At 63.2% G+C, this 18164-nt stretch carries 18 protein-coding genes and 1 riboswitch; of the genes, 11 read left to right on the forward strand and 7 right to left on the reverse strand.

All coding sequences use genetic code 11. The annotated features are described in order from the left end of the window. The 10 genes from ACI3KW_RS22220 to gcvPB all read left to right on the forward strand — a co-directional run. The coding region (locus ACI3KW_RS22220) for a chromosome segregation protein SMC (protein WP_404849899.1) at nt 1–2256 on the forward strand (2256 nt) is incomplete at its 5' end. Between the two features lie 280 nt (nt 2257–2536). Beyond that, complete coding sequence (locus ACI3KW_RS22225; RefSeq protein WP_404849900.1) at nt 2537–2926, forward strand: AtpZ/AtpI family protein; 390 nt, start codon at nt 2537–2539, stop codon at nt 2924–2926. 24 nt (nt 2927–2950) lie between these two features. After that, complete coding sequence (locus ACI3KW_RS22230; protein WP_035100309.1) at nt 2951–3724, forward strand: F0F1 ATP synthase subunit A; 774 nt, start codon at nt 2951–2953, stop codon at nt 3722–3724. Nucleotides 3725–3786: 62 nt separating this feature from the next. Beyond that, on the forward strand, nt 3787–4014 hold the full coding sequence (locus ACI3KW_RS22235; RefSeq protein WP_113119704.1) for a F0F1 ATP synthase subunit C: 228 nt from the start codon (nt 3787–3789) through the stop codon (nt 4012–4014). Nucleotides 4015–4114: 100 nt separating this feature from the next. Next, complete coding sequence (locus tag ACI3KW_RS22240; RefSeq protein WP_404849901.1) at nt 4115–4756, forward strand: F0F1 ATP synthase subunit B; 642 nt, start codon at nt 4115–4117, stop codon at nt 4754–4756. A gap of 5 nt (nt 4757–4761) precedes the next feature. Next, a complete protein-coding gene (locus tag ACI3KW_RS22245; RefSeq protein ID WP_262171882.1) occupies nt 4762–5247 on the forward strand; it encodes an ATP F0F1 synthase subunit B in 486 nt (161 codons plus the stop codon). Nucleotides 5248–5389: 142 nt separating this feature from the next. Beyond that, a riboswitch (glycine riboswitch) is annotated at nt 5390–5478 on the forward strand. A 158-nt stretch (nt 5479–5636) separates the two neighbouring features. Then, nucleotides 5637–6803: a glycine cleavage system aminomethyltransferase GcvT gene (gene gcvT / locus ACI3KW_RS22250; RefSeq protein ID WP_404849902.1), complete on the forward strand. Its 1167-nt coding sequence runs from the start codon at nt 5637–5639 to the stop codon at nt 6801–6803. Between the two features lie 9 nt (nt 6804–6812). After that, nucleotides 6813–7178, forward strand: a complete 366-nt coding sequence (gene gcvH, locus ACI3KW_RS22255; RefSeq protein WP_262169498.1) for a glycine cleavage system protein GcvH — start codon at nt 6813–6815, stop codon at nt 7176–7178. A 63-nt stretch (nt 7179–7241) separates the two neighbouring features. After that, the gene (gene gcvPA, locus ACI3KW_RS22260) at nt 7242–8585 is read left to right on the forward strand and encodes an aminomethyl-transferring glycine dehydrogenase subunit GcvPA (RefSeq protein WP_404849903.1); all 1344 of its coding nucleotides are present in this window, start codon (nt 7242–7244) and stop codon (nt 8583–8585) included. Next, on the forward strand, nt 8582–10129 hold the full coding sequence (gene gcvPB, locus ACI3KW_RS22265) for an aminomethyl-transferring glycine dehydrogenase subunit GcvPB (protein ID WP_404849904.1): 1548 nt from the start codon (nt 8582–8584) through the stop codon (nt 10127–10129). The genes gcvPA and gcvPB overlap by 4 nt, the downstream gene beginning before the upstream one ends. A 69-nt stretch (nt 10130–10198) precedes the next feature. Here gcvPB and ACI3KW_RS22270 read toward each other — a convergent pair whose 3' ends face one another. The 4 genes from ACI3KW_RS22270 to ACI3KW_RS22285 form a co-directional block, all read right to left on the reverse strand. Then, the gene (locus ACI3KW_RS22270) at nt 10199–10963 is read right to left on the reverse strand and encodes a class I SAM-dependent methyltransferase (protein ID WP_404849905.1); all 765 of its coding nucleotides are present in this window, start codon (nt 10961–10963) and stop codon (nt 10199–10201) included. Between the two features lie 229 nt (nt 10964–11192). Next, on the reverse strand, nt 11193–11780 hold the full coding sequence (locus tag ACI3KW_RS22275) for a hypothetical protein (protein ID WP_162740006.1): 588 nt from the start codon (nt 11778–11780) through the stop codon (nt 11193–11195). A 25-nt stretch (nt 11781–11805) separates the two neighbouring features. Next, nucleotides 11806–12300, reverse strand: coding sequence for a redoxin family protein (locus tag ACI3KW_RS22280; protein WP_404849906.1), 495 nt, complete (start codon nt 12298–12300; stop codon nt 11806–11808). A 124-nt stretch (nt 12301–12424) separates the two neighbouring features. Beyond that, nucleotides 12425–13234 carry a protein-disulfide reductase DsbD domain-containing protein gene (locus tag ACI3KW_RS22285; RefSeq protein WP_404849907.1) on the reverse strand — a complete coding sequence of 270 codons (810 nt, stop codon included), beginning with the start codon at nt 13232–13234 and terminating at the stop codon, nt 12425–12427. Nucleotides 13235–13364: 130 nt separating this feature from the next. On the opposite strand from ACI3KW_RS22285, the gene ACI3KW_RS22290 reads away from it, so the two are divergent. After that, nucleotides 13365–13940: a YqgE/AlgH family protein gene (locus tag ACI3KW_RS22290; RefSeq protein ID WP_404849908.1), complete on the forward strand. Its 576-nt coding sequence runs from the start codon at nt 13365–13367 to the stop codon at nt 13938–13940. Nucleotides 13941–13968: 28 nt separating this feature from the next. Here the strand turns inward: ACI3KW_RS22290 and ACI3KW_RS22295 are convergent, their stop codons facing one another. The 3 genes from ACI3KW_RS22295 to ACI3KW_RS22305 all read right to left on the reverse strand — a co-directional run bounded on the left by ACI3KW_RS22295 (nt 13969) and on the right by ACI3KW_RS22305 (nt 18028). Next, nucleotides 13969–16848 (reverse strand): EAL domain-containing protein, encoded by a 2880-nt coding sequence (locus tag ACI3KW_RS22295; RefSeq protein ID WP_404849909.1) that lies wholly within the window; start codon nt 16846–16848, stop codon nt 13969–13971. Nucleotides 16849–17021: 173 nt separating this feature from the next. Continuing rightward, on the reverse strand, nt 17022–17450 hold the full coding sequence (locus ACI3KW_RS22300) for a DUF1284 domain-containing protein (RefSeq protein WP_404849910.1): 429 nt from the start codon (nt 17448–17450) through the stop codon (nt 17022–17024). After that, on the reverse strand, nt 17447–18028 hold the full coding sequence (locus ACI3KW_RS22305) for a biotin transporter BioY (RefSeq protein WP_404849911.1): 582 nt from the start codon (nt 18026–18028) through the stop codon (nt 17447–17449). The genes ACI3KW_RS22300 and ACI3KW_RS22305 overlap by 4 nt, the downstream gene beginning before the upstream one ends. Between the last annotated feature and the right edge of the window lie 136 nt (nt 18029–18164).

Consider the following 18164-nt stretch of genomic DNA (forward strand, 5'->3'; position numbering starts at 1 on the left):
GCGCAGCGCAGTGCCGAGGATGCGGCCGGGCGGATTGCCCGGCTGGGCCAACAGATTGCCGAAGTCGAGCAGGAAGCCAGCACGATTGCCGCCAAGCTCGATGCGGATGCGACGTTGACCCTGAAGCGCGCGGCGTTGGAAGAAGCGCAGGCGAGCGCCGCAACGGCCGAAGAAATGGCTGTCATTGCCGAAGAAGCGACCGCCGACGCCCAGACCCGGCTCGATGATGCTCAGCCCCGGTTGGCCGAAATCGAAGCGGCGCTGACGCGGCTGGAATCGGAAGCCTCCACCCTGGGCAAGATGCTCAATGTGGGCGCTAGCCTCTGGCCGGCCATTGTCGATCAGCTCAGCGTGCAGTCGGGCTATGAAACCGCGCTTGGCGCCGCTTTGGGGGATGATCTTGAAGCGTCATCCGACGCGGGCGCGCCAATGCATTGGTCAGTAGCCATCGAGGATTATGTCGATCCAGCTTTGCCACAGGCGGCCGAGCCCTTGTCACGCTATGTGACGGGCAATGCCCTGCTCAAGCGGCGGCTGGACCAGATCGGCATTGTCGATGCCGTGGATGGACCGGCACTGATGCATGCACTCAAGCCCGGCCAGCGGCTGGTGACATTAGACGGCGCGCTGTGGCGCTGGGATGGTTTTGTTGCCGCCGCTGATGCGCCGAGCCCGGCCGCCCAACGGCTGGCGCAACGCAATCGGCTGGCCGAACTCGACGCGGAAATTTCTCGAGCGCGGGGCGAGCGCAATGCGGCCAAGCGCGATGTCGAGGCGCTGACCGCTGTCCTCACTACGGCGCGGCAGGACGAGAAGAACCAGCGCGAAGGCTGGCGCATGGCCCAACATGCCATTGGCGCGGCGCAGGCCGAAGTCGACCGGGCGCAGCGAGCCATTGGTGATTTGACGACCCGCCAATCGGCGCTGGAGGAAGCCCGCGCCCGTCTTGCGACCAGCCTGGCCGAAGCCGAGGCCATGCGCGAGCAAGCCGAAAGCCTGTTGGAAGAAGCAGGTGAAGAGGGCGAGGCGGCCGAAATGGCCGAGGATTTGCAGGCGGCGCTCGCAGTCGCACGGGAAAAGGCCGACCAGGCGCGCCTCAAGCTGGGCAGTTTTGAGACGGCCGCGCGCATGCGCGACAATCGCCTCAGCCAATTGCAGCGCGACAGCATGGCCTGGACCCGCCGCCGCGATGGCGCCATGGCGCAATTGGCGACGCTCGACCAACGCACCGCTGAGGTCAGCGCGCAGCTCACCAGCGTCACCGAAACGCCGGATGGCTTTGCCGCGCGCCGGGCGGAGCTGGAAGACCAGATCGAAACCGCCGCCGTGGAGCACAAGGCAGCGGGCGACCGGCTGAACCTGGCCCAAACCGGCTATCGCGAGGCCGATAAGGCGCTCAAATCAGCCAGCGACATCCTGGCCAATGCGCGGATCGAGCTGACCCGCGTCGAAGAACGCATCAAGGGCATTATCGCCCAGCGCCAGCAGATCGAGCGGCAGATCGAGGAAACCCTCGATATTCCCGCCAGCAAGACGCTGGAGGTCTCAGGGATCAAGCCCGAGGAGGCCTTGCCGGCCGAAAGCGTCATCGAGCAGAAGGTGGACCGGCTCAAGGCCGAGCGCGAGCGGCTGGGCGGGGTCAACCTTTCGGCGGAAAAGGAAGCCGAAGAGGTTCAGGAAAAGCTCGACACCATGGTCAAAGACCGGGACGATCTGATCGAGGCCATTGCCAAGCTGCGCACCGGTATCCAATCGCTCAACCGCGAGGGCCGCGCGCGGCTCAACGAGGCATTCGTCAAGGTCAACGAGCATTTCCAGGAGCTGTTCACCACCCTGTTTGGCGGCGGCACGGCGGAGCTGACCTTTGTCGAGAGCGATGATCCTCTCGAGGCGGGCCTCGAAATCATCGCCCGTCCGCCCGGCAAGAAGCCGCAGACCATGACGCTACTGTCGGGTGGCGAGCAGGCGCTGACGGCAATGAGCCTGATCTTTGCGGTGTTCCTCACCAATCCAGCGCCGATCTGCGTGCTCGACGAAGTCGATGCTCCGCTCGACGACGCCAATGTGGAGCGCTTCTGCAACCTGCTCGATTCCATGCGCCAGCGCACCAATACGCGCTTCATGGTGATCACCCACAATCCGATCACCATGAGCCGGGTCGATCGCCTGTTTGGCGTGACTATGGCCGAGCGCGGCGTGAGCCAACTGGTGTCAGTGGATCTGACCACGGCCGAGACATTTCTTGAGGCGGTTTGATCGGTCTACCACGGTTGTTTGTGCGATCTCGCCACACTCATCGAGCGCCACCCATCACCCAAAATTGCCCAGAATCCCCCCGTCCTTGCCTCCACTTTGCCATGCTTGGGTGTGGACAGCATGCCGCACCCCCGCTCAAAGCCAAAAAACCATTTTAAATCAACAAATTACGCCGCCGCGACGAATCTTGACACTGTGTTACCCCACCACTATGTTGCGCGCGACTTAAAAGGCGCCCCGGATAAACCCGGGTCAAAGCCGGGCCGAGGGGAGCGAGCGGATGGCAAAACCGCAAGATACCAAAGGCCAGGATAGTGGCGCTGATGAGGTGACGCGCGATCTCGCATCGCGTATTGCCTCTGCCAAGCGGAGCCGCGCAGCCGAGGACAATAGAGCCTTGGCGAATGGTTCCCACGACACGAGCGGTATGGCGCGCGGCATGCGCATCGGCACCGAATTCGTGGCGGCGATCGTGATAGGGGGCATTCTCGGCTACCTGATCGATCTTGGACTGGGCACCAGCCCCTGGGGATTGCTCATCATGTTCATGATGGGTTTTGCCGCTGGAATACTCAATGTCACCCGAGCGGTGGCCGAATTGAATGCCGCATCGCCTCCCCCGCCTGGGCCCAAGCCTGACGCGGAAGACGACAAGCGGATTGAACACTGATGACGACGCGCAAGGGGCTCTGTTTTGGCCGGTACTGACCCGATCCACCAGTTTGTCATCGAGGACATGATCCCCATCCATGTGGGTGGCGATGGCACCGCAGGCAGCGGGCTGAACCTGTCCTTCACCAATTCGTCGCTCTTTATGGTGCTGACGGTTTTGGCGATCACCACTTTCGTGCTGCTGGCCTCGAGCCGCAAGCAGCTGGTGCCTTCAAGGCTGCAGCTCACAGGCGAATTGGCCTATGAATTCGTGGCCAATATGTTGCGCAGCTCGGCTGGCACCGAAGGCATGAAATTCTTCCCCTTCGTGTTCTCGCTGTTTGCCTTCGTGCTGACCGCCAACATGTTCGGCATGATCCCCTATTTCTTCACCGTCACCAGCCACATCATCGTCACTGTGGCTCTGGCTTTGCTGGTGATGAGCGTGGTCGTGATCTACGGTTTTGTCCGTCACGGCTTCAAGTTCCTCAAGCTTTTCGTCCCCTCGGGCGTGCCGGCCTATGTGCTGCCGATCGTGGTGCCGATTGAAATCATCTCCTTCCTGTCCCGCCCGATCAGCCTGTCCGTCCGACTGTTCGGCAACATCCTGGCTGGCCACATCACCCTCAAGGTGTTTGCCGGTTTCGTGGTGAGCCTGGGCGCCGCCGGCTTCCTCGGCTGGCTGGGTGCGATCCTGCCACTGTTCATGACGGTGGCGCTGACAGCCCTCGAATTCCTCGTTGCAGCAGTGCAGGCCTATGTGTTTGCAGTTCTGACTTCGATGTATCTCAACGACGCGGTTCACCCTTCACACTGAGCGTTGAGTCCCTCAACGGCGGGCCCCGCCGGCAAACTACGACCCTTGAAAGGACTACAAAAATGGATGCTGAAGCCGCAAAGTTTATCGGCGCTGGTATTGCAACTCTTGGTATGGCCGGCGCTGCCCTGGGCGTGTCGAACATCTTCTCGAACTTCCTGTCGGGCGCCCTGCGCAACCCGTCGGCTGCTCCGAGCCAGACCGGTAACCTGATTTTCGGTATGGCCATGACCGAAGCTCTGGGCATCTTCTCGTTCCTGGTTGCCCTGATCCTGCTGTTCGTCGCTTAATAAGCGCGACTGCATGCCTTTTCTGCAGCCGGGGCCAACCCGGCTGCATTCTATCGTCCGGCTTTCCGCCGGCTGACCGGATTTAACGGGACCTCACCTGATGGTAACGCAAGCCTACGCCCAAGAGGCAGCAGCCCCGGCTGAAGAACATGTCGATGGCGCGGTCGATGCGACCCATGCCGATCCGGCACATGCCGACCCGACCGCCGATATCCATGCCACTACCGAGGCGCATGGCGGCGAGCATGGTTCGGACATCTTCCCGCCATTCGACCCGGCGACCTTCCCCTCGCAATTGCTGTGGCTGGCGATCAGCTTCGCTGCGCTCTATCTGCTGATGAGCAAGGTGGCCCTGCCCCGCGTCGGCTCCATCCTGGCCGACCGCAAGGCCAAGATCGACGCGGACCTGGCTGCCGCCGATGCCAGCCGCCAGAAGACCGACGCCGCCATTGCCGCCTATGAGGCAGCCCTAGCCGACGCCAAGTCCAAGGCCCAGGGCATCGCCGCCCAGACCAGCGACGCGATCAAGACCGAACTGGCCAGCAAGCGCCAGGCCGTGGAAGCCGATCTGTCCGCCAAGGTTGCGACTGCCGAAGCGCGCATCGCCACCACCAAGGCCGAAGCCATGACCCATGTCGACGAGATTGCCGCTGAAACGGCACAGACCGTCGTCACCCAGCTCGTCGGCGATATTCCGAGCGAGAGCGTCAAGGCCGCCGTGGCCAAGGCGAGCAAGGAGTAAGCACGATGGAATGGATGGACAATAGCTTCTGGGCCACTGTCGGGCTCGTGCTGTTCCTGGCGCTGATCACCTATTTCGGCGTGCCGCGGGTTATCGGCAAGATGCTAGACAAGCGCATCCAGCAGATCGCAGACGAACTCGAGGCAGCCAAGAAGCTGCGCGAGGAAGCCGCGGCCCTCTTGGTCGAATATGAGCAGAAGCGCGTCGCCGCCGAATCCGAGGCAGAGGGCATCATTGCCGCCGCCAAGGAAGAGGCCGTGCGCCTGACCGCCGAAGCCCAGGCTTCGCTGGCTGACCTCGTCACCCGCCGCACCCGCGCCGTGGAAGCCAAGATCGCCCAGGCCGAGGCCCAGGCCATCTCGGAAGTCCGCGCCCGCTCCGCCGATGTCGCCATCGAAGCTGCCCGCGCCGTGCTGACCGAGGAAATGGCCAAAAAGGGCGGCCAAGTCGTCGACCGCGCCATCGCCGACGTGGGCAATAAGCTGAACTGAGCGTTCGGGTCGGATTTAAGTTTTGAGGGCGGGCCGCAAGGTTCGCCCTTTTTTTGTTTGGGCGGGGATCGGAATACCCCCTACAAATCACTGTGCCATATCCACGCCCACGATTGACGCCCCCCAGAATCTCCACCATGGTGCCCTCACTGCGGGAGAGATTGGATTTTCTCCAGCGCCGAAGGAGCAACCGCCCCGGAAACTCTCAGGCAAAAGGACCGCAGCACAGCTACAACTCTGGAAAGCGGACCGGCACAGCGCCAGGTCCCACCGAAGGAGCAACCGGCGCTCAGCCGGGAAATCTCTCAGGTGATGAGGACAGAGGGGGCACGGAATTCGCCGCAAGGCGAGTGTAGTCGTGTCGCCTTGTTCATTTCCGGGAAGCGTTGATGGCCCAAACCTCCGCCGAAACTCTCAAGACCACGCCGCTTTATGAGCAGCATATTGCCGCCGGTGGCCGCATGGTGCCATTCGGCGGCTATTCCCTGCCTGTGCAATATGCCTCCGGCATCATGGCCGAGCACAAATGGACGCGCGAACATGCCGGCCTGTTTGATGTCAGCCACATGGGCCCAAGCTTTCTCGAACTGAGCGCCCGAACCGGCGACGCCGAGGCCGATCACGCCGCCATTGCGGCAATCATCGAGCCGCTGATCTGCGGCGACATTGCCGGCCTCAAGCCCGGCCAGATTCGCTATACGCTGCTGCTCAATGCCCAAGGCGGCGCCATGGACGACCTGATGGTCGCCCGCTCGCCCCGCTTCCCCGGCTCGCTTTATATCGTGGTCAATGCCGGGACCAAGGATGCCGACTTCGCTCATATCGCGGAGGCTGCCGGCGACCGCGCCAAGCTGACCCGCGCTGATGACGGCGCACTGCTGGCGCTGCAGGGGCCGGAAGCCGTCGACGTGCTGGCAGCGCTGCTGCCGGGCGTGGTGGAACTGGGCTTCATGCAATATGGCCCCTTCGATTGGAACGGGCAGACGCTGATCATTTCCCGCTCGGGCTATACTGGCGAGGACGGCTTTGAAATCCTGGCGCCGGCCAGCATAGCCAAAGCTTTCTGGGACACGCTGCTGGCCGATGAGCGCGTCAAGCCGATTGGCCTGGGCGCGCGCGACAGCCTGCGGCTCGAGGCGGGCCTGCCGCTTTACGGGCATGACCTCGACGAAACCATTTCGCCCATTGAAGCGGATTTGGGCTTTGCTGTTTCCAAGCGCCGTCGCGAGGTCGCTGACTTTCCTGGCGCGGCCCGCATTTTGGCCGAACGCGAAAATGGACCCGCCCGCAAGCGCGTCGGCCTTGTCGTCGAAGGCGCCCCGGCCCGCGAAGGCGCCGAAATCCTTGACGGCACCGGCGCCGTCATCGGCGTTGTTACCAGCGGCGGCTTTGCCCCCTCGCTCGGCAAGGCCATCGCGCTCGGCTTTGTGCCACCCGCTCATGTTGCCGTTGGAACCAGGCTGCAAGTCAGCGTCCGCGGCCGTGCCCAAGCCGCCGAAGTGGTGCCGACGCCCTTTGTGCCCCATCGTTATTTCCGCAAAACCACATCCAGTTGAGGGATCGTCATGACCACCAAGTTCACCCCTGACCACGAATATATCCGCGTCGAGGGCGCCACCGGAATTGTCGGCATCACCCAGTTTGCCCAGGAAGCCTTGGGCGACATCGTGTTTGTCGAGCTGCCCAGCGTCGGCAAAGTGTTCAAAAAGGGCGATGAAGCCGCTGTCGTGGAATCGGTCAAGGCCGCCTCCGAGATCTATGCGCCCGTGTCGGGCACCGTCACCGAGGTCAATGACGCACTGACCGGCGAGCCAGGCCTGGTCAATCAGGACCCCGCCGCAGCCGGCTGGATGTTCAAGATCGCTATTGCCGACGCCAGTGAGCTGGATGGCCTGCTCGATGATGCCGGCTATGCCGAACTGACGAAGTAAAGCGCGCAAACCCGGCCTTCTCAAGGTCGGGGCCAGCCGCCAATTGGAAGCCTCAGAGACCCCATGCGCTACCTCCCCCATTCCGACCACGAACGCGCCGAAATGCTCGGTGTCATCGGCGCGGCCAATATCGATGCCCTATTCAGCGCCGTGCCCGCGCGCGCGCTCAAGAGTTTTGATCTCGGCCTGCCCGCCCATAGCCCCGAATTCCTGGTTGAAGCCCATATGAAGGCGCTGGCCGCCAAGAACCATGCCGGCGCCGATGGCCCTTTCTTCGTTGGCGCGGGCGCCTATCGCCACCATGTTCCGGCGACCGTCGATCATCTGATCCAGCGCTCGGAATGGCTCACCGCCTACACGCCCTACCAGCCGGAAATCTCGCAGGGCACCCTGCAGATGCTGTTCGAGTTCCAGACCCAGGTGGCCAAGCTCACCAGCATGGATGTGGCGAATGCTTCGCTTTATGACGGCTCGACCGGCACCGCCGAGGCCGTGCTGATGGCCCGCCGCCTGACCCGCCGCAACAAGATCGTCCTGTCGGGTGGCCTGCACCCCCATTACCGCGATGTGGTGCGCGCCTATCTCAAGGACGATGCGGACCTTGAAATCCTCTCCGCCTCGCCGGAAGGCCAGGGCGATATTCTGGACCATATCGACGAGACCACCGCCGCCATCGTGGTGCAGACGCCCGATTTTTATGGTCACCTGCGCAACATCAAGACCGCCGCCGACGCCGCCCATGCCAAGGGCGCGCTGCTGATCGTGGTGATCACCGAAGTCGTCTCGCTCGGCCTGCTCGAAGCCCCCGGCGCGCTGGGCGCCGATATCGTGGTGGCCGAGGGCCAGTCCATCGGCAATGCGCTCAACTTCGGCGGCCCCTATCTGGGCCTGATGGCAACGCGCAAGGAATTCATCCGGCAGATGCCGGGTCGCCTCTGTGGCGAAACCGTCGATGCCGATGGCCAGCGCGGCTTTGTGCTGACGCTCTCCACCCGCGAGCAGCATATCCGCCGCGAAAAGGCGACGAGCAATATCTGCACCAATTCGGGCCTCTGCGCGCTGGCCTTCTCGATCCATATGGGCCTCTTGGGTGAGGCCGGGTTTACCCGCCTGGCCCGCCTCAATCACGCCAATGCCTGCAAACTGGCCGATGCACTGGCCGCCGTGCCCGGCGTTCAGGTCCTCAACAAAACCTTCTTCAACGAGATGACCATTCGTACGGCCCAGCCGGCGGCTGGCCTTGTCGAGCGCCTCGCCAGGCGCGGCATTCTGGCCGGTGTGCCGGTCAGCCGGCTGGAGCCGACCGATCCCTCCGTGGCCAACCTGATCGTATTGGCCGCCACCGAACTCACCACCGACGCCGATATTGCCGCGCTGTGCGCTGCCCTTTCGGAGGAACTCGCATGAGCATGAACAATCAGGGCCGCCCCACCGGCGTGGGCACTTCGGGCTTTGCCTCCACGTCCGGTTCGGCGCTGCTGCCCAATGAGCCGCTGCTGTTTGAAATCGGCGATACCGAGCATTCCGGCGTCGATCTGCCCGATGTGACGATCTCGACCGCCCGCCTCGGCGGCTTCGAGCGCAAGAGCCCGCTCGATCTGGCCGGCCTCACCGAGCCCGAAGCGATGCGCCATTATGTGCGCCTCTCCCGCCTCAACCACTCGATCGATAGCGGTATGTATCCGCTGGGCTCGTGCACGATGAAGCACAATCCGCGGCTCAATGAAAAAATGGCCCGCTTGCCCGGCTTCTCCGATATCCACCCGCTGCAGCCGGTCTCGACCGTGCAGGGCGCGCTCGAGCTGATGAACCAGCTGTCGCACTGGCTGATGACCCTCACCAATACCGCCGCCGTGGCGCTGACGCCCAAGGCCGGCGCGCATGGCGAGCTGCTGGGCATGATGGCGATCAAGGCGGCGCAGGACGCGGCTGGGCAAAGCCATCGCAAGATCGTGCTGGTGCCCGAAAGCGCCCATGGCACCAATCCGGCAACGGCGGCGTTTCTGGGCTATACGGTAAAGCCTATTCCGGCGCGGGACGATGGCACGGTGGATGTGCAGGCGGTCAAGGATGCGCTGTCGCCCGACGTGGCGGCGATCATGCTGACCAATCCCAATACGTGCGGGCTGTTCGAGCCGCAGGTGATCGAAATTGCCCAGGCCATTCACGATGCCGGGGCGTTCTTCTACTGCGATGGCGCCAATTTCAACGCCATTATGGGCGTTGTCCGCCCGGGTGATCTCGGCATCGACGCCATGCATATCAACCTGCACAAGACCTTCTCGACGCCGCATGGCGGCGGCGGTCCCGGTGCGGGTCCGGTGGTGCTGTCGGAAGCGCTGGCGCCGTTTGCGCCGGTGCCCTTCGTGCGCAAAGCCAGCAATGGGCTGGAGCTGGTCGAGCATGCCGAAGGTGAAGCGCTGGGCCGCATCACCGCCTTCCAGGGCCAGATGGGCATGTATGTCCGCGCCCTCACCTACATGCTCAGCCATGGCGGCGATGGCCTCGCCCAGGCGGCGCAGGATGCGGTTCTCAATGCCAATTACATCAAGGCGCGCCTCGCGCATGCCTTCTCGGTGCCCTTCGGCGATTACCCGACCATGCATGAAGCGCTGTTCGACGACAGCTTCCTGGCTGGAACGGGCGTCACCACGCTCGATTTCGCCAAGGCGCTGATCGACGAGGGCTTCCACCCCATGACCATGTATTTCCCGCTGGTCGTGCATGGCGCCATGCTGATCGAGCCCACCGAAAGCGAAAGCAAGCAGACGCTGGACCGCTTCTGCGACGTGATGGAAGAGCTGGCAATCGACGCCAAGGCGGGCAACACGGAGCGGTTCACCGCCGCCCCGATGAAAGCCCCGCGCCGTCGCCTGGACGAAACCCGGGCTGCCCGCTCGCCGATCTTGAAGTGGGAACGCCCGGCGGAGACGTTGAAGGCGGCGGAGTAAGCGGCCCACATGGCCTCCCCCTGACAGGGGGAGGCTAGGAGGGGGCATCCCCCCTCCCAATCCTAATCCCTATTCCAGCTTCACCGCCCGCAACCCCAGAAACAGCGGAAACTCCCCCGCCGCTCGCCGGTCCGCCTTACTCTCGCCCTGCGCCGGCAGATCGCTCACCTCCTTGATCCCCGTTAACGCCAAGCCCGCCGCCGCCAGCGCCTCGGCATACGCCCCGAGCGGCCGATGATAGCTGCGCGTCGTGCCCGCCTCATGGGACTGCATCGGCACCGCCAGCGGCGTCAGGTAGGAATCGAGGCGGCGGAATTTGAGCCCCCTGCCCTCGTCCCAACCCCAGCCGCTTTGCCGCGGCACGCGGAAGCAGGGATGCAGCATGACGATGGCCAACCGACCACCCGGCTTGAGCAGCCGTGCGGCGCTGGCCATAGCCTCATCCAGCGGATTGATGTCCTGAATGGACAGCAGGAAACACGCGGCATCGAAACCGGCTTCGGGCAAATCGGCATGCCGTGGCAGGCGGGTGACGTCGCCGACGAGAAAGCGCCCTACTCTGCCGTGATTGCGCCGCGCATCGGCAATCAACCTTGCCGACAGATCAACGCCGACAAACCCCGCGCCGCGTTCGGCGATCGGGGGCGCCAGAATGCCGGGACCACAGCCCAGGTCGGCAATATGCTCACCCCGTTTAGGCGCAAGCAATTCGAGCAGCAGTGGCACGGCGAGCGTGCGGTGATAGCGGCTGCCATTGGTGCCGGTCCAGCCGGCATACCAATGGGCGACGGCGTCCCAGCTCTGCGAGCGGGCGCGGTTCAGATTCTTTTTCATGGATGGTCTCATTTGTCTCGAAAAGCTGTTCGAGAGATGAGACGGCGCCGGTTTCGGAGTTCGGGCGCACAGCCTTCGGCCAGAACCCCGCATGCACTTACGCCGGCCGCTTAGCAGCCGCACGTATAGTCATGGGTCGACACCGCCCTCAGGCGGTGCGGATGCGAATGGAAAAGAATGCGGTTCTGCACATAACGGAGTTTTTAGCCCGAAAGCGCCTCAGGCGCAATCAGCCCTTGGTGTCGAAGCCAACCCAGATGGTAATGTCCTCGCCACCCAGATAGGGGATGGCGACATTCTCGATCACCTTGGAGAATTCGGCGGACTCGGCCGGCGGGACGACGGAGACCGGGATGGTGTATTTCTCCGAGAACACCGCCGTGCCGTTGCGCTCCACGGCAAAGCGGATGGGGGCGTTGACGCTGGTCTGTTTGCCGCCGGGGCCGAGCAGGATGCGGCCGGCCACGCCCATATTGACGGTGATCAACCCGTTGGACACCACGCAATTGCGCGAGCTTTCGTCGATCACGCCCTGATATTGCAGCGCCTTGGGGTCGCCCACGCGGCCGCCGCCATAATAATACATGGCCTCAGAGCCGGCGCGCACCTTGATGGGCGGGCATTGGGTGGCAATGGCCGGCAGTGCATTGGACTGGGCCTGGGCGATGGCGGCCGGGCTAGCCGTGGCATTCTGCAGCGACTGATTGGTCGCCGCGCTCTGGCCGCCGCCAAACATGGAGCCCATGGAACAGCCGGCCAGCAGCGCCGCAAGGGCGGCGGCGGCAGGAAGGCGCAGCATCGGGAGGAAATTGGTCATCGAATTGGCTCCTTGCGCCTGGGGATCAGCCATTGGCCGTTTCGAGCGCCATCAGCATGGCAGGGGCACCGCTGGCATTGACGCCCGGGCCGTCTTCGACAAAAACCGCATCGGCCTTGCCGTTGCGGAACAGGATTGAGGCGCGGGCAAAGCGCTTGCCCATGCCCGAACCCGAGAAATCCTTGGCAAGGCCCAGGGCCTCGGCCAATTCGCCATTGCCGTCGGCGATGAATTCAATCTTGCCCAGCGCGCCAGAGGCTTCGGCCCAGGCCTTCATGACGTGATGATCATTGACCGAGGCGCAGACGACCTTGTCGACGCCGGCGGCGCTCAGCTTGCCAAGGTTGGCCAGATAGCCGGGCAAATGATTGACATGGCAGGTGGGCGTAAAGGCACCGGGCACCGAGAAGAAAGCCACAGTGCCGCTGCCGAGCACGGCATCGCTGGTGGTGTCGGTGGCGCCATCAGCGCCAACAAGTTTGATCCGCACCGACGGAACCGGACTGCCACGTTCGATCATAGAAGGATATGCCCCTGCCTGTGGCGCCAGCTGGCCGCCATTTCCCTTGATAGTCCGGTATCTCGGATATGCGGCTTTTTAACCGCATACAAGACCTATTGGCCTATCCATCCCCGGACTGGTCTCAGTCACCCGCACCGGAAATGGCCCGCGTGACTTCGAAAGCTCCCATATCGGTCATGAATGTGAGCTGAATGTCCTGGTTTTCCAAGTCGATTGGCTCGCTTTTACCCAGGATCGGGATGAGGACTAGGTTGGGTTCCGGGCTTTTTTGCGGCGCCCCGAATAACGGCTCGCCACTGGCGGTCGCGACGATCAGCGAGGCTGGATCAACAGCAGCGTCGCCCAGTTCAATGGCGAGCATGCGGTCGGCATTGTCATAGCGCACGGACCCGATGGGCGTGGTCTTGTCGTCCCAGGGCATGGGCGCCAGGGCAAGAGCCTGGCGGATGCGCAGGCCGTTGGGCCGGTCGGGCTCGGCATCGTCCAGCTTCAAGGAGAAATGCGCCTGCGCCGGCACACAGATTTCCGAGCAGACGCCCAGCGTGGCAAAAATTTCGGCCGCTGCCGCCTCATCCGAGACGGTTACGGCGAGGGGCAGCACCAGAGGGCCATAATAGACATAGTCGAGATAGCCGTCGGTCTCGTCGCGCTTGGGATAGGGCCAGACGATATGATGGTCCGTGACGCCGCTCGAGCCGGTGAAATCGAGCACGGTGGGCAGGCCGGTTTCGCCCGGCACGCGCCAATAGGTCTTGGTGTTTTCCGGCATCGAGATTTCAAGGCCAAGCAGCGTCTTGCCATCGGGCTTGACCTGGCCGGAGCTGATCAGCCGCAGCTTCACGCCGGGAGCGACTTCCTGCCACGGCGTTTCGCCCGCAAGGGCGGGGGTGAGCGTGGCGGCAAGGAGGGCGAGGGCGGAAAGAAGCTGCATGAACACAGCCATTAGCGCACCAGGAAATGAAGAAATAGCTGACGCGCAATCAGGCCTTCGTGATGGCTGCATGGGCCTCTTGCGGGCTGCCAGCCTTGTCGCATGCGGATGGGACGCCTACAATTAAGCCATGAATTCGCTTGAAGGCCAGTTTCTGGTGGCCATGCCAGATATGGAAGATGAACGCTTCGCCGAAAGCGTAATCCTCATTGTCGGCCATGGCACAGAGGGTGCCATGGGGCTGGTGGTCAATCACGAATTGGCCAATCTGCGCTTTGCCGATGTTATCGACGAACTCGATCTGGGCGATCCGGACTCGGTGATCCGCCTGCCCGATTCGATCCGCCAGGGCGTCGTGATGCGGGGCGGGCCAGTGGAAAAGGGCCGCGGCTTCGTGCTGCATTCGGCCGATTACACCAGCGGCAATAGCTACAAGGTCGGGGACGGGGTGTACCTCACTGCAACGCTCGATATTCTCAAAGCCATGGCCTTTGGCCCACGCCCCAAGGCCAGCCTGTTTGCGCTGGGATGCTGCGGCTGGGGAGCAGGACAGCTGGAAGACGAAATCCGCGAGAATGGCTGGCTGACCGTGCCGTTCTCGCGCGATCTGGTATTCGAAACCCCGGTGGAAGAGCGCTACAAGGCGGCGCTCGCCAGCCTGCATATCACGCGGGCGACGCTGAGTTCCGAGGCGGGACACGCTTAGGGCGCTCCTCACTTCTCCCTTTGGGAGCCTACCGCGCCAATTGCGCCGCCAGCTTCTTGCCAAATTCCGCACCCGTCATCGCCGCACCGAATGCAAAGCCCTGCGCGTAACGGCAATTGAGTTGGCGCAGACGCTCGATTTCATCCAGCGTTTCGACACCCTCGGCAATCACCATCAGGTCCAGATCGGCCGCCAGTCCCACCACCGCCTTGATGATCGGCGCCTGGGTGTGGGCGATGCCGTTGTCGTCGCTCATCTTCACGAAGGCGGCGGGGATTTTGATGGTGTCGAACGGGAAGCGGTGCAGATAGCTCAACGAGGAATGCCCGGTGCCAAAATCGTCCAGCGCCAGGCCCAGGCCCAGATTGCGCAATGCCTGCAGCATATAGGCGGAATGCTCGGGATTGGTCATCACCTGGCTTTCGGTGATTTCGAGCTTGAGGTGGCGCGCCAGTTCCTTGTCCTGGCTGACCAGGCTGCGCATGTCGTTGAGCAGGGTTTCGGTGGCGAGCTGGCTGGGCGATAGATTGACCGAGATGAAGAATTCCTCGGGCAGGCCGAGCGAAGTCATCCAGTCCTTGGCCTGGGCTGCGGATTGCTCGAAAGCCAATCGCCCGAGCTTTTCGATTTGCCCGGAGCGTTCGGCCAGCGGCACGAATTCATCGGGATTGACCACGCCCCGCGTCGGATGCACCCAGCGCATCAGGGCTTCGGCGCCGGCCAGCTGGCCGGTCTGGATATCCATCACCGGCTGGAATTGCACATGCAATTCACCCTGCTTCATGCCGCGTTCGAGGTCCTCTTCGCTGGCGCGATTATAGGCCGAGATGGAGCGGGCTGAGGCGCGATAGGCTTCGATCCGGTCGCCACCCAGGCGCTTGGCGTAATACATGGCCAGCTCGGCATCGCGCAGCACGTCGGGGGCGTCAGCGGGGGCGCTGTCATAGATGGTGACGCCGATCGAGGCGGTCAGCGTCAGGTCGCGGTCGCCGAAATTGAACGGCGCCTTGAGCGCCTTGCGGATCTGTTCGGCCGTTTCGGCGATTTTGCCGGCGGCCTGTTCGGAGGCGAGAATTACCGCGAACTGGTCGCCTGTGACGCGGGCGACGGTGTCGAGCGGCCGCATGATGCGGGCAATGCGGCGGGAAATCGCCAGCAGCACGGAATCGGCGGCCGAATGGCCAATGCGTTCCTCCAGCTCCATGAAGCGGTCGATATCGATGAGGAACACCGCCGGCTTGGTGCCGCCCGGCGTCCTGGCACGCACCAGCGCGCGCTCCAGCCGATCGAGGAAGAGCTGACGATTGGGCAGGCCGGTCAGGCTATCATGCACCGCGTCATGCAGCAGGCGCTCGCGCGCGGCACGATCTTCGGTGACATCCTGCAAAGTGCCGACGATACGATTGACCTGTCCATCGCCGCCCAGCACCGGCTTGACCCGCATGCGGAAGCTGCGATAGCTGCCATCGTGGCCAGCAATACGCATATCGGCGGAAACCTTGCCACGGCGCAGCTCGACCAGCGTATCGAAGGCCGTACGGAAACGGTCGCGGTCATCGGGATGGACGCGGTCGAGCCAGCGCTTGATAGCACCACGCAGGGCCCCGCGCTTTTCGCCCAGCCTGGTCGCCAATTCATCCGACACCGAGACGCGGTCGCGCTCGATGTTCCAGTCGAAAACGAAATCGCCCGAACCGGTCAGTGCCAGCGCCCGGCGCTCGACTTCAGAGAGCGTGCCGACCGACACCTGTCCTTCGGAGAAGGCGTGTTGCACCGCGGTAAAGCCCAGCAGCATGACGATAAGCACGAGGCCCCCACCCACGGCGGGTTGGGCCACGTCGTTGGAGACCTGTCCCGAAATCACCAGCCAGGAATAGAACAGCCAGGAGATCAGAATGATCCAGGTGGGCACCAGCAGCACGGCGCGATCATAGCCGCGCAGTGCCAGCAGCAGGATGAGGAAGAAGCCGGAGAAACCCAGCATGGCCAGCACGAGCCGGGCAATGGTGGCGGCAATGGCGGGCTGGAAGAAGGCGAAGGCAAAGAGCGCCAGGAACAGCGCGGCAAGCCCAAGCGCCAGATGAATGAAACGCAAATGCCAGCGATGCAGGTTCAGGTAGATAAATAAGAACCCGGCTAATGTGGTGGCTATGCCCGCCTCCGAGGCGGCGCGCAGCGGCTGCATCCCTCCTGCCGGAATACCGAGCAGGCGCCCCAGAACGCCGAAATCGATCAGCAGATAAATCAGCACGGCCCAGGCAAAGGCGGCCGTCGCCGGGAACACGCCACGGCCCTTGACCACGAACATGATGGTCAAAAACACTGCGGCCAGGGAGGCCACGCCCAGCACCACGCCGCGGAACAGGGTGAAGGAGTTCACATAGTCGCGGTAGGGGTTGGGCTGCCACAGATACAATTCGGGCAATTCGGCCGAGGAAAGTTCGGCAACGAAGGTGACCGTGGCGCCCGGATCGAGCGTGATTTCAAAGACATCGGCTTCGCTGTCGGTCAGCTTGACCGGCCGAATGCCGGCACTGGGGGTCAGCGCGGTGAGGCGATCATTGCCCAGATCGGGATTGAATACGCCCGAATTGGGCAAGCGAAAAAACGGTGCCACCAGCAGGCGCTCGATCTGCTGGTCGCTTTCATTGCGCAGTGCGAACAGGGCAAAGTTCGGATTGGTCCCCTGCTCGCTCGCCAGCACCTCGATGCGGCGAATGATGCCGTCTTCGCCCGGTGCGGTCGACAATTGCACGCGCCCATCCGTGCCCGGGATGATTTCCACCACGGCGGACAGGTTAACGGCATTGACGTCTTCGGGGACCGAGATGACTTCAAAGGCGGCGGATGGCGCGATGGTGAGAAGCGCGAACGCAAGCCACATCGCGAGTGCAAAGTGATGACGCATCAGGGCCGACTATATCCTGTGGTAGGCTTCATTATGGCAGCGATCCAGCGGGGCCGCATAAACGACCCGCGCGCCGAAACGGCATCGTCTTGGCGGGAGCCCTCTTTGGTAGCGGGGAATGATGCGGGCGACAAGGTTACCGAAGTGTTGCCGAATGGCAACGGGACGTCGCGCTAGCAGGTCGCAATGACCAGGGACACACCGGCATAGCCTGAGCCGGCCACGCTGTCGCACAGCGCCGACCATTCGCAACCGGCGCAGGCGGGTCGAATATCGCCAGTGGAAAACGCGGAGCGCAAAGCTGCGAGCGTGGTTTGATCGAGGTGGAAGGGCTGGCCTAGATCGATTGATGCGAGCAGGTCGGCAACCGCAAGGCGCGTAAGGCGGTCGCGCTCGATGACGCTGGCATTGTGGCAATGCGGCTGGCCAATGCCCAGTAACGGCTCGCAGACGTCGTCGGGGCCAGCGACCAGTTCGATCGTTTCGCCGGTGCCGAGCCTGGTGATAATGGCATCGTAATTGGCAGTGAAGGCAGGGGTATAGCCCCTGCCGACATAGGTGAGCATGCAGAGCAGATGATGCGCCCGCAGCTTGACGGTCAACGCTTGGACGCCACGCGCTGCAGGCCGGCCAAAGCTGCCGCGCCGAGTGCGGACTTGAGCACCGCGCCAAGCAGGAACGGCGCAATGCCGTGGATAAAGGCCTGCTCGGCCCCGATCATCACCGCAAGCCAGGCGCCGCCCAATGCGAGACAGGCAAGGTTACCGGCAATGGCAGCGAGGAAGGCCAGGACCGGCTTGTTGCCATTCCAGCCCTGTTCGGCCAGCCAGCCAGCAATGGCACCAGCGATCGGGAAGGCGAAGAGATAGCCGGCCGTGGGGCCGACAAAGTGGATCGCGCCGGCCGCACCGCCCGACAGGACCGGCAGGCCGATTGCGCCTTCGATGAGCCAGGCCACGATGGTCACGCCGCCCAGGCGCCATCCATAGAGCGCGCCGACCATGACGACAGCGAAGGTCTGCATAGTCATGGGAACGGGCACCATGGGCACTTCGACATAGGACGAAAGTGCCAGGAACAGCGTGCCCAAAGCGACGGCAGCGACTTGCCAGATGACGGAGCGATCAGCCAGGCCAAGCGGGCTGAAGCTGGACCGGGTTGCGGTAGCAGGGGCGTTCATGGGCGATCCTCGAAAAATTATAGATAATTTCATGTGACGATCTATTAAACGGATTTTTGGTGTGGAGGGCAAGAGGAATTGGGAGGTAGACTCCCGTAGATTGAGAGCCACGATCCGCCTCCCTCCCCCTTGAGGG

This window comes from Devosia sp. ZW T5_3, from assembly GCF_044987315.1.
Lineage (GTDB): Bacteria > Pseudomonadota > Alphaproteobacteria > Rhizobiales > Devosiaceae > Devosia.

Bases quoted from the DNA above. Each gene is read 5' to 3' on its own strand.
- ACI3KW_RS22225 (WP_404849900.1), top strand. From the start codon at position 2,537: ATGGCAAAACCGCAAGATACCAAAGGCCAGGATAGTGGCGCTGATGAG.
- ACI3KW_RS22235 (WP_113119704.1), top strand. From the start codon at position 3,787: ATGGATGCTGAAGCCGCAAAGTTTATCGGCGCTGGTATTGCAACTCTT.
- ACI3KW_RS22240 (WP_404849901.1), top strand. From the start codon at position 4,115: ATGGTAACGCAAGCCTACGCCCAAGAGGCAGCAGCCCCGGCTGAAGAA.
- ACI3KW_RS22245 (WP_262171882.1), top strand. From the start codon at position 4,762: ATGGAATGGATGGACAATAGCTTCTGGGCCACTGTCGGGCTCGTGCTG.
- gcvT (WP_404849902.1), top strand. From the start codon at position 5,637: ATGGCCCAAACCTCCGCCGAAACTCTCAAGACCACGCCGCTTTATGAG.
- gcvH (WP_262169498.1), top strand. From the start codon at position 6,813: ATGACCACCAAGTTCACCCCTGACCACGAATATATCCGCGTCGAGGGC.
- gcvPA (WP_404849903.1), top strand. From the start codon at position 7,242: ATGCGCTACCTCCCCCATTCCGACCACGAACGCGCCGAAATGCTCGGT.
- gcvPB (WP_404849904.1), top strand. From the start codon at position 8,582: ATGAGCATGAACAATCAGGGCCGCCCCACCGGCGTGGGCACTTCGGGC.
- ACI3KW_RS22270 (WP_404849905.1), bottom strand. From the start codon at position 10,963: ATGAAAAAGAATCTGAACCGCGCCCGCTCGCAGAGCTGGGACGCCGTC.
- ACI3KW_RS22275 (WP_162740006.1), bottom strand. From the start codon at position 11,780: ATGACCAATTTCCTCCCGATGCTGCGCCTTCCTGCCGCCGCCGCCCTT.
- ACI3KW_RS22280 (WP_404849906.1), bottom strand. From the start codon at position 12,300: ATGATCGAACGTGGCAGTCCGGTTCCGTCGGTGCGGATCAAACTTGTT.
- ACI3KW_RS22285 (WP_404849907.1), bottom strand. From the start codon at position 13,234: ATGCAGCTTCTTTCCGCCCTCGCCCTCCTTGCCGCCACGCTCACCCCC.
- ACI3KW_RS22290 (WP_404849908.1), top strand. From the start codon at position 13,365: ATGAATTCGCTTGAAGGCCAGTTTCTGGTGGCCATGCCAGATATGGAA.
- ACI3KW_RS22295 (WP_404849909.1), bottom strand. From the start codon at position 16,848: ATGCGTCATCACTTTGCACTCGCGATGTGGCTTGCGTTCGCGCTTCTC.
- ACI3KW_RS22305 (WP_404849911.1), bottom strand. From the start codon at position 18,028: ATGAACGCCCCTGCTACCGCAACCCGGTCCAGCTTCAGCCCGCTTGGC.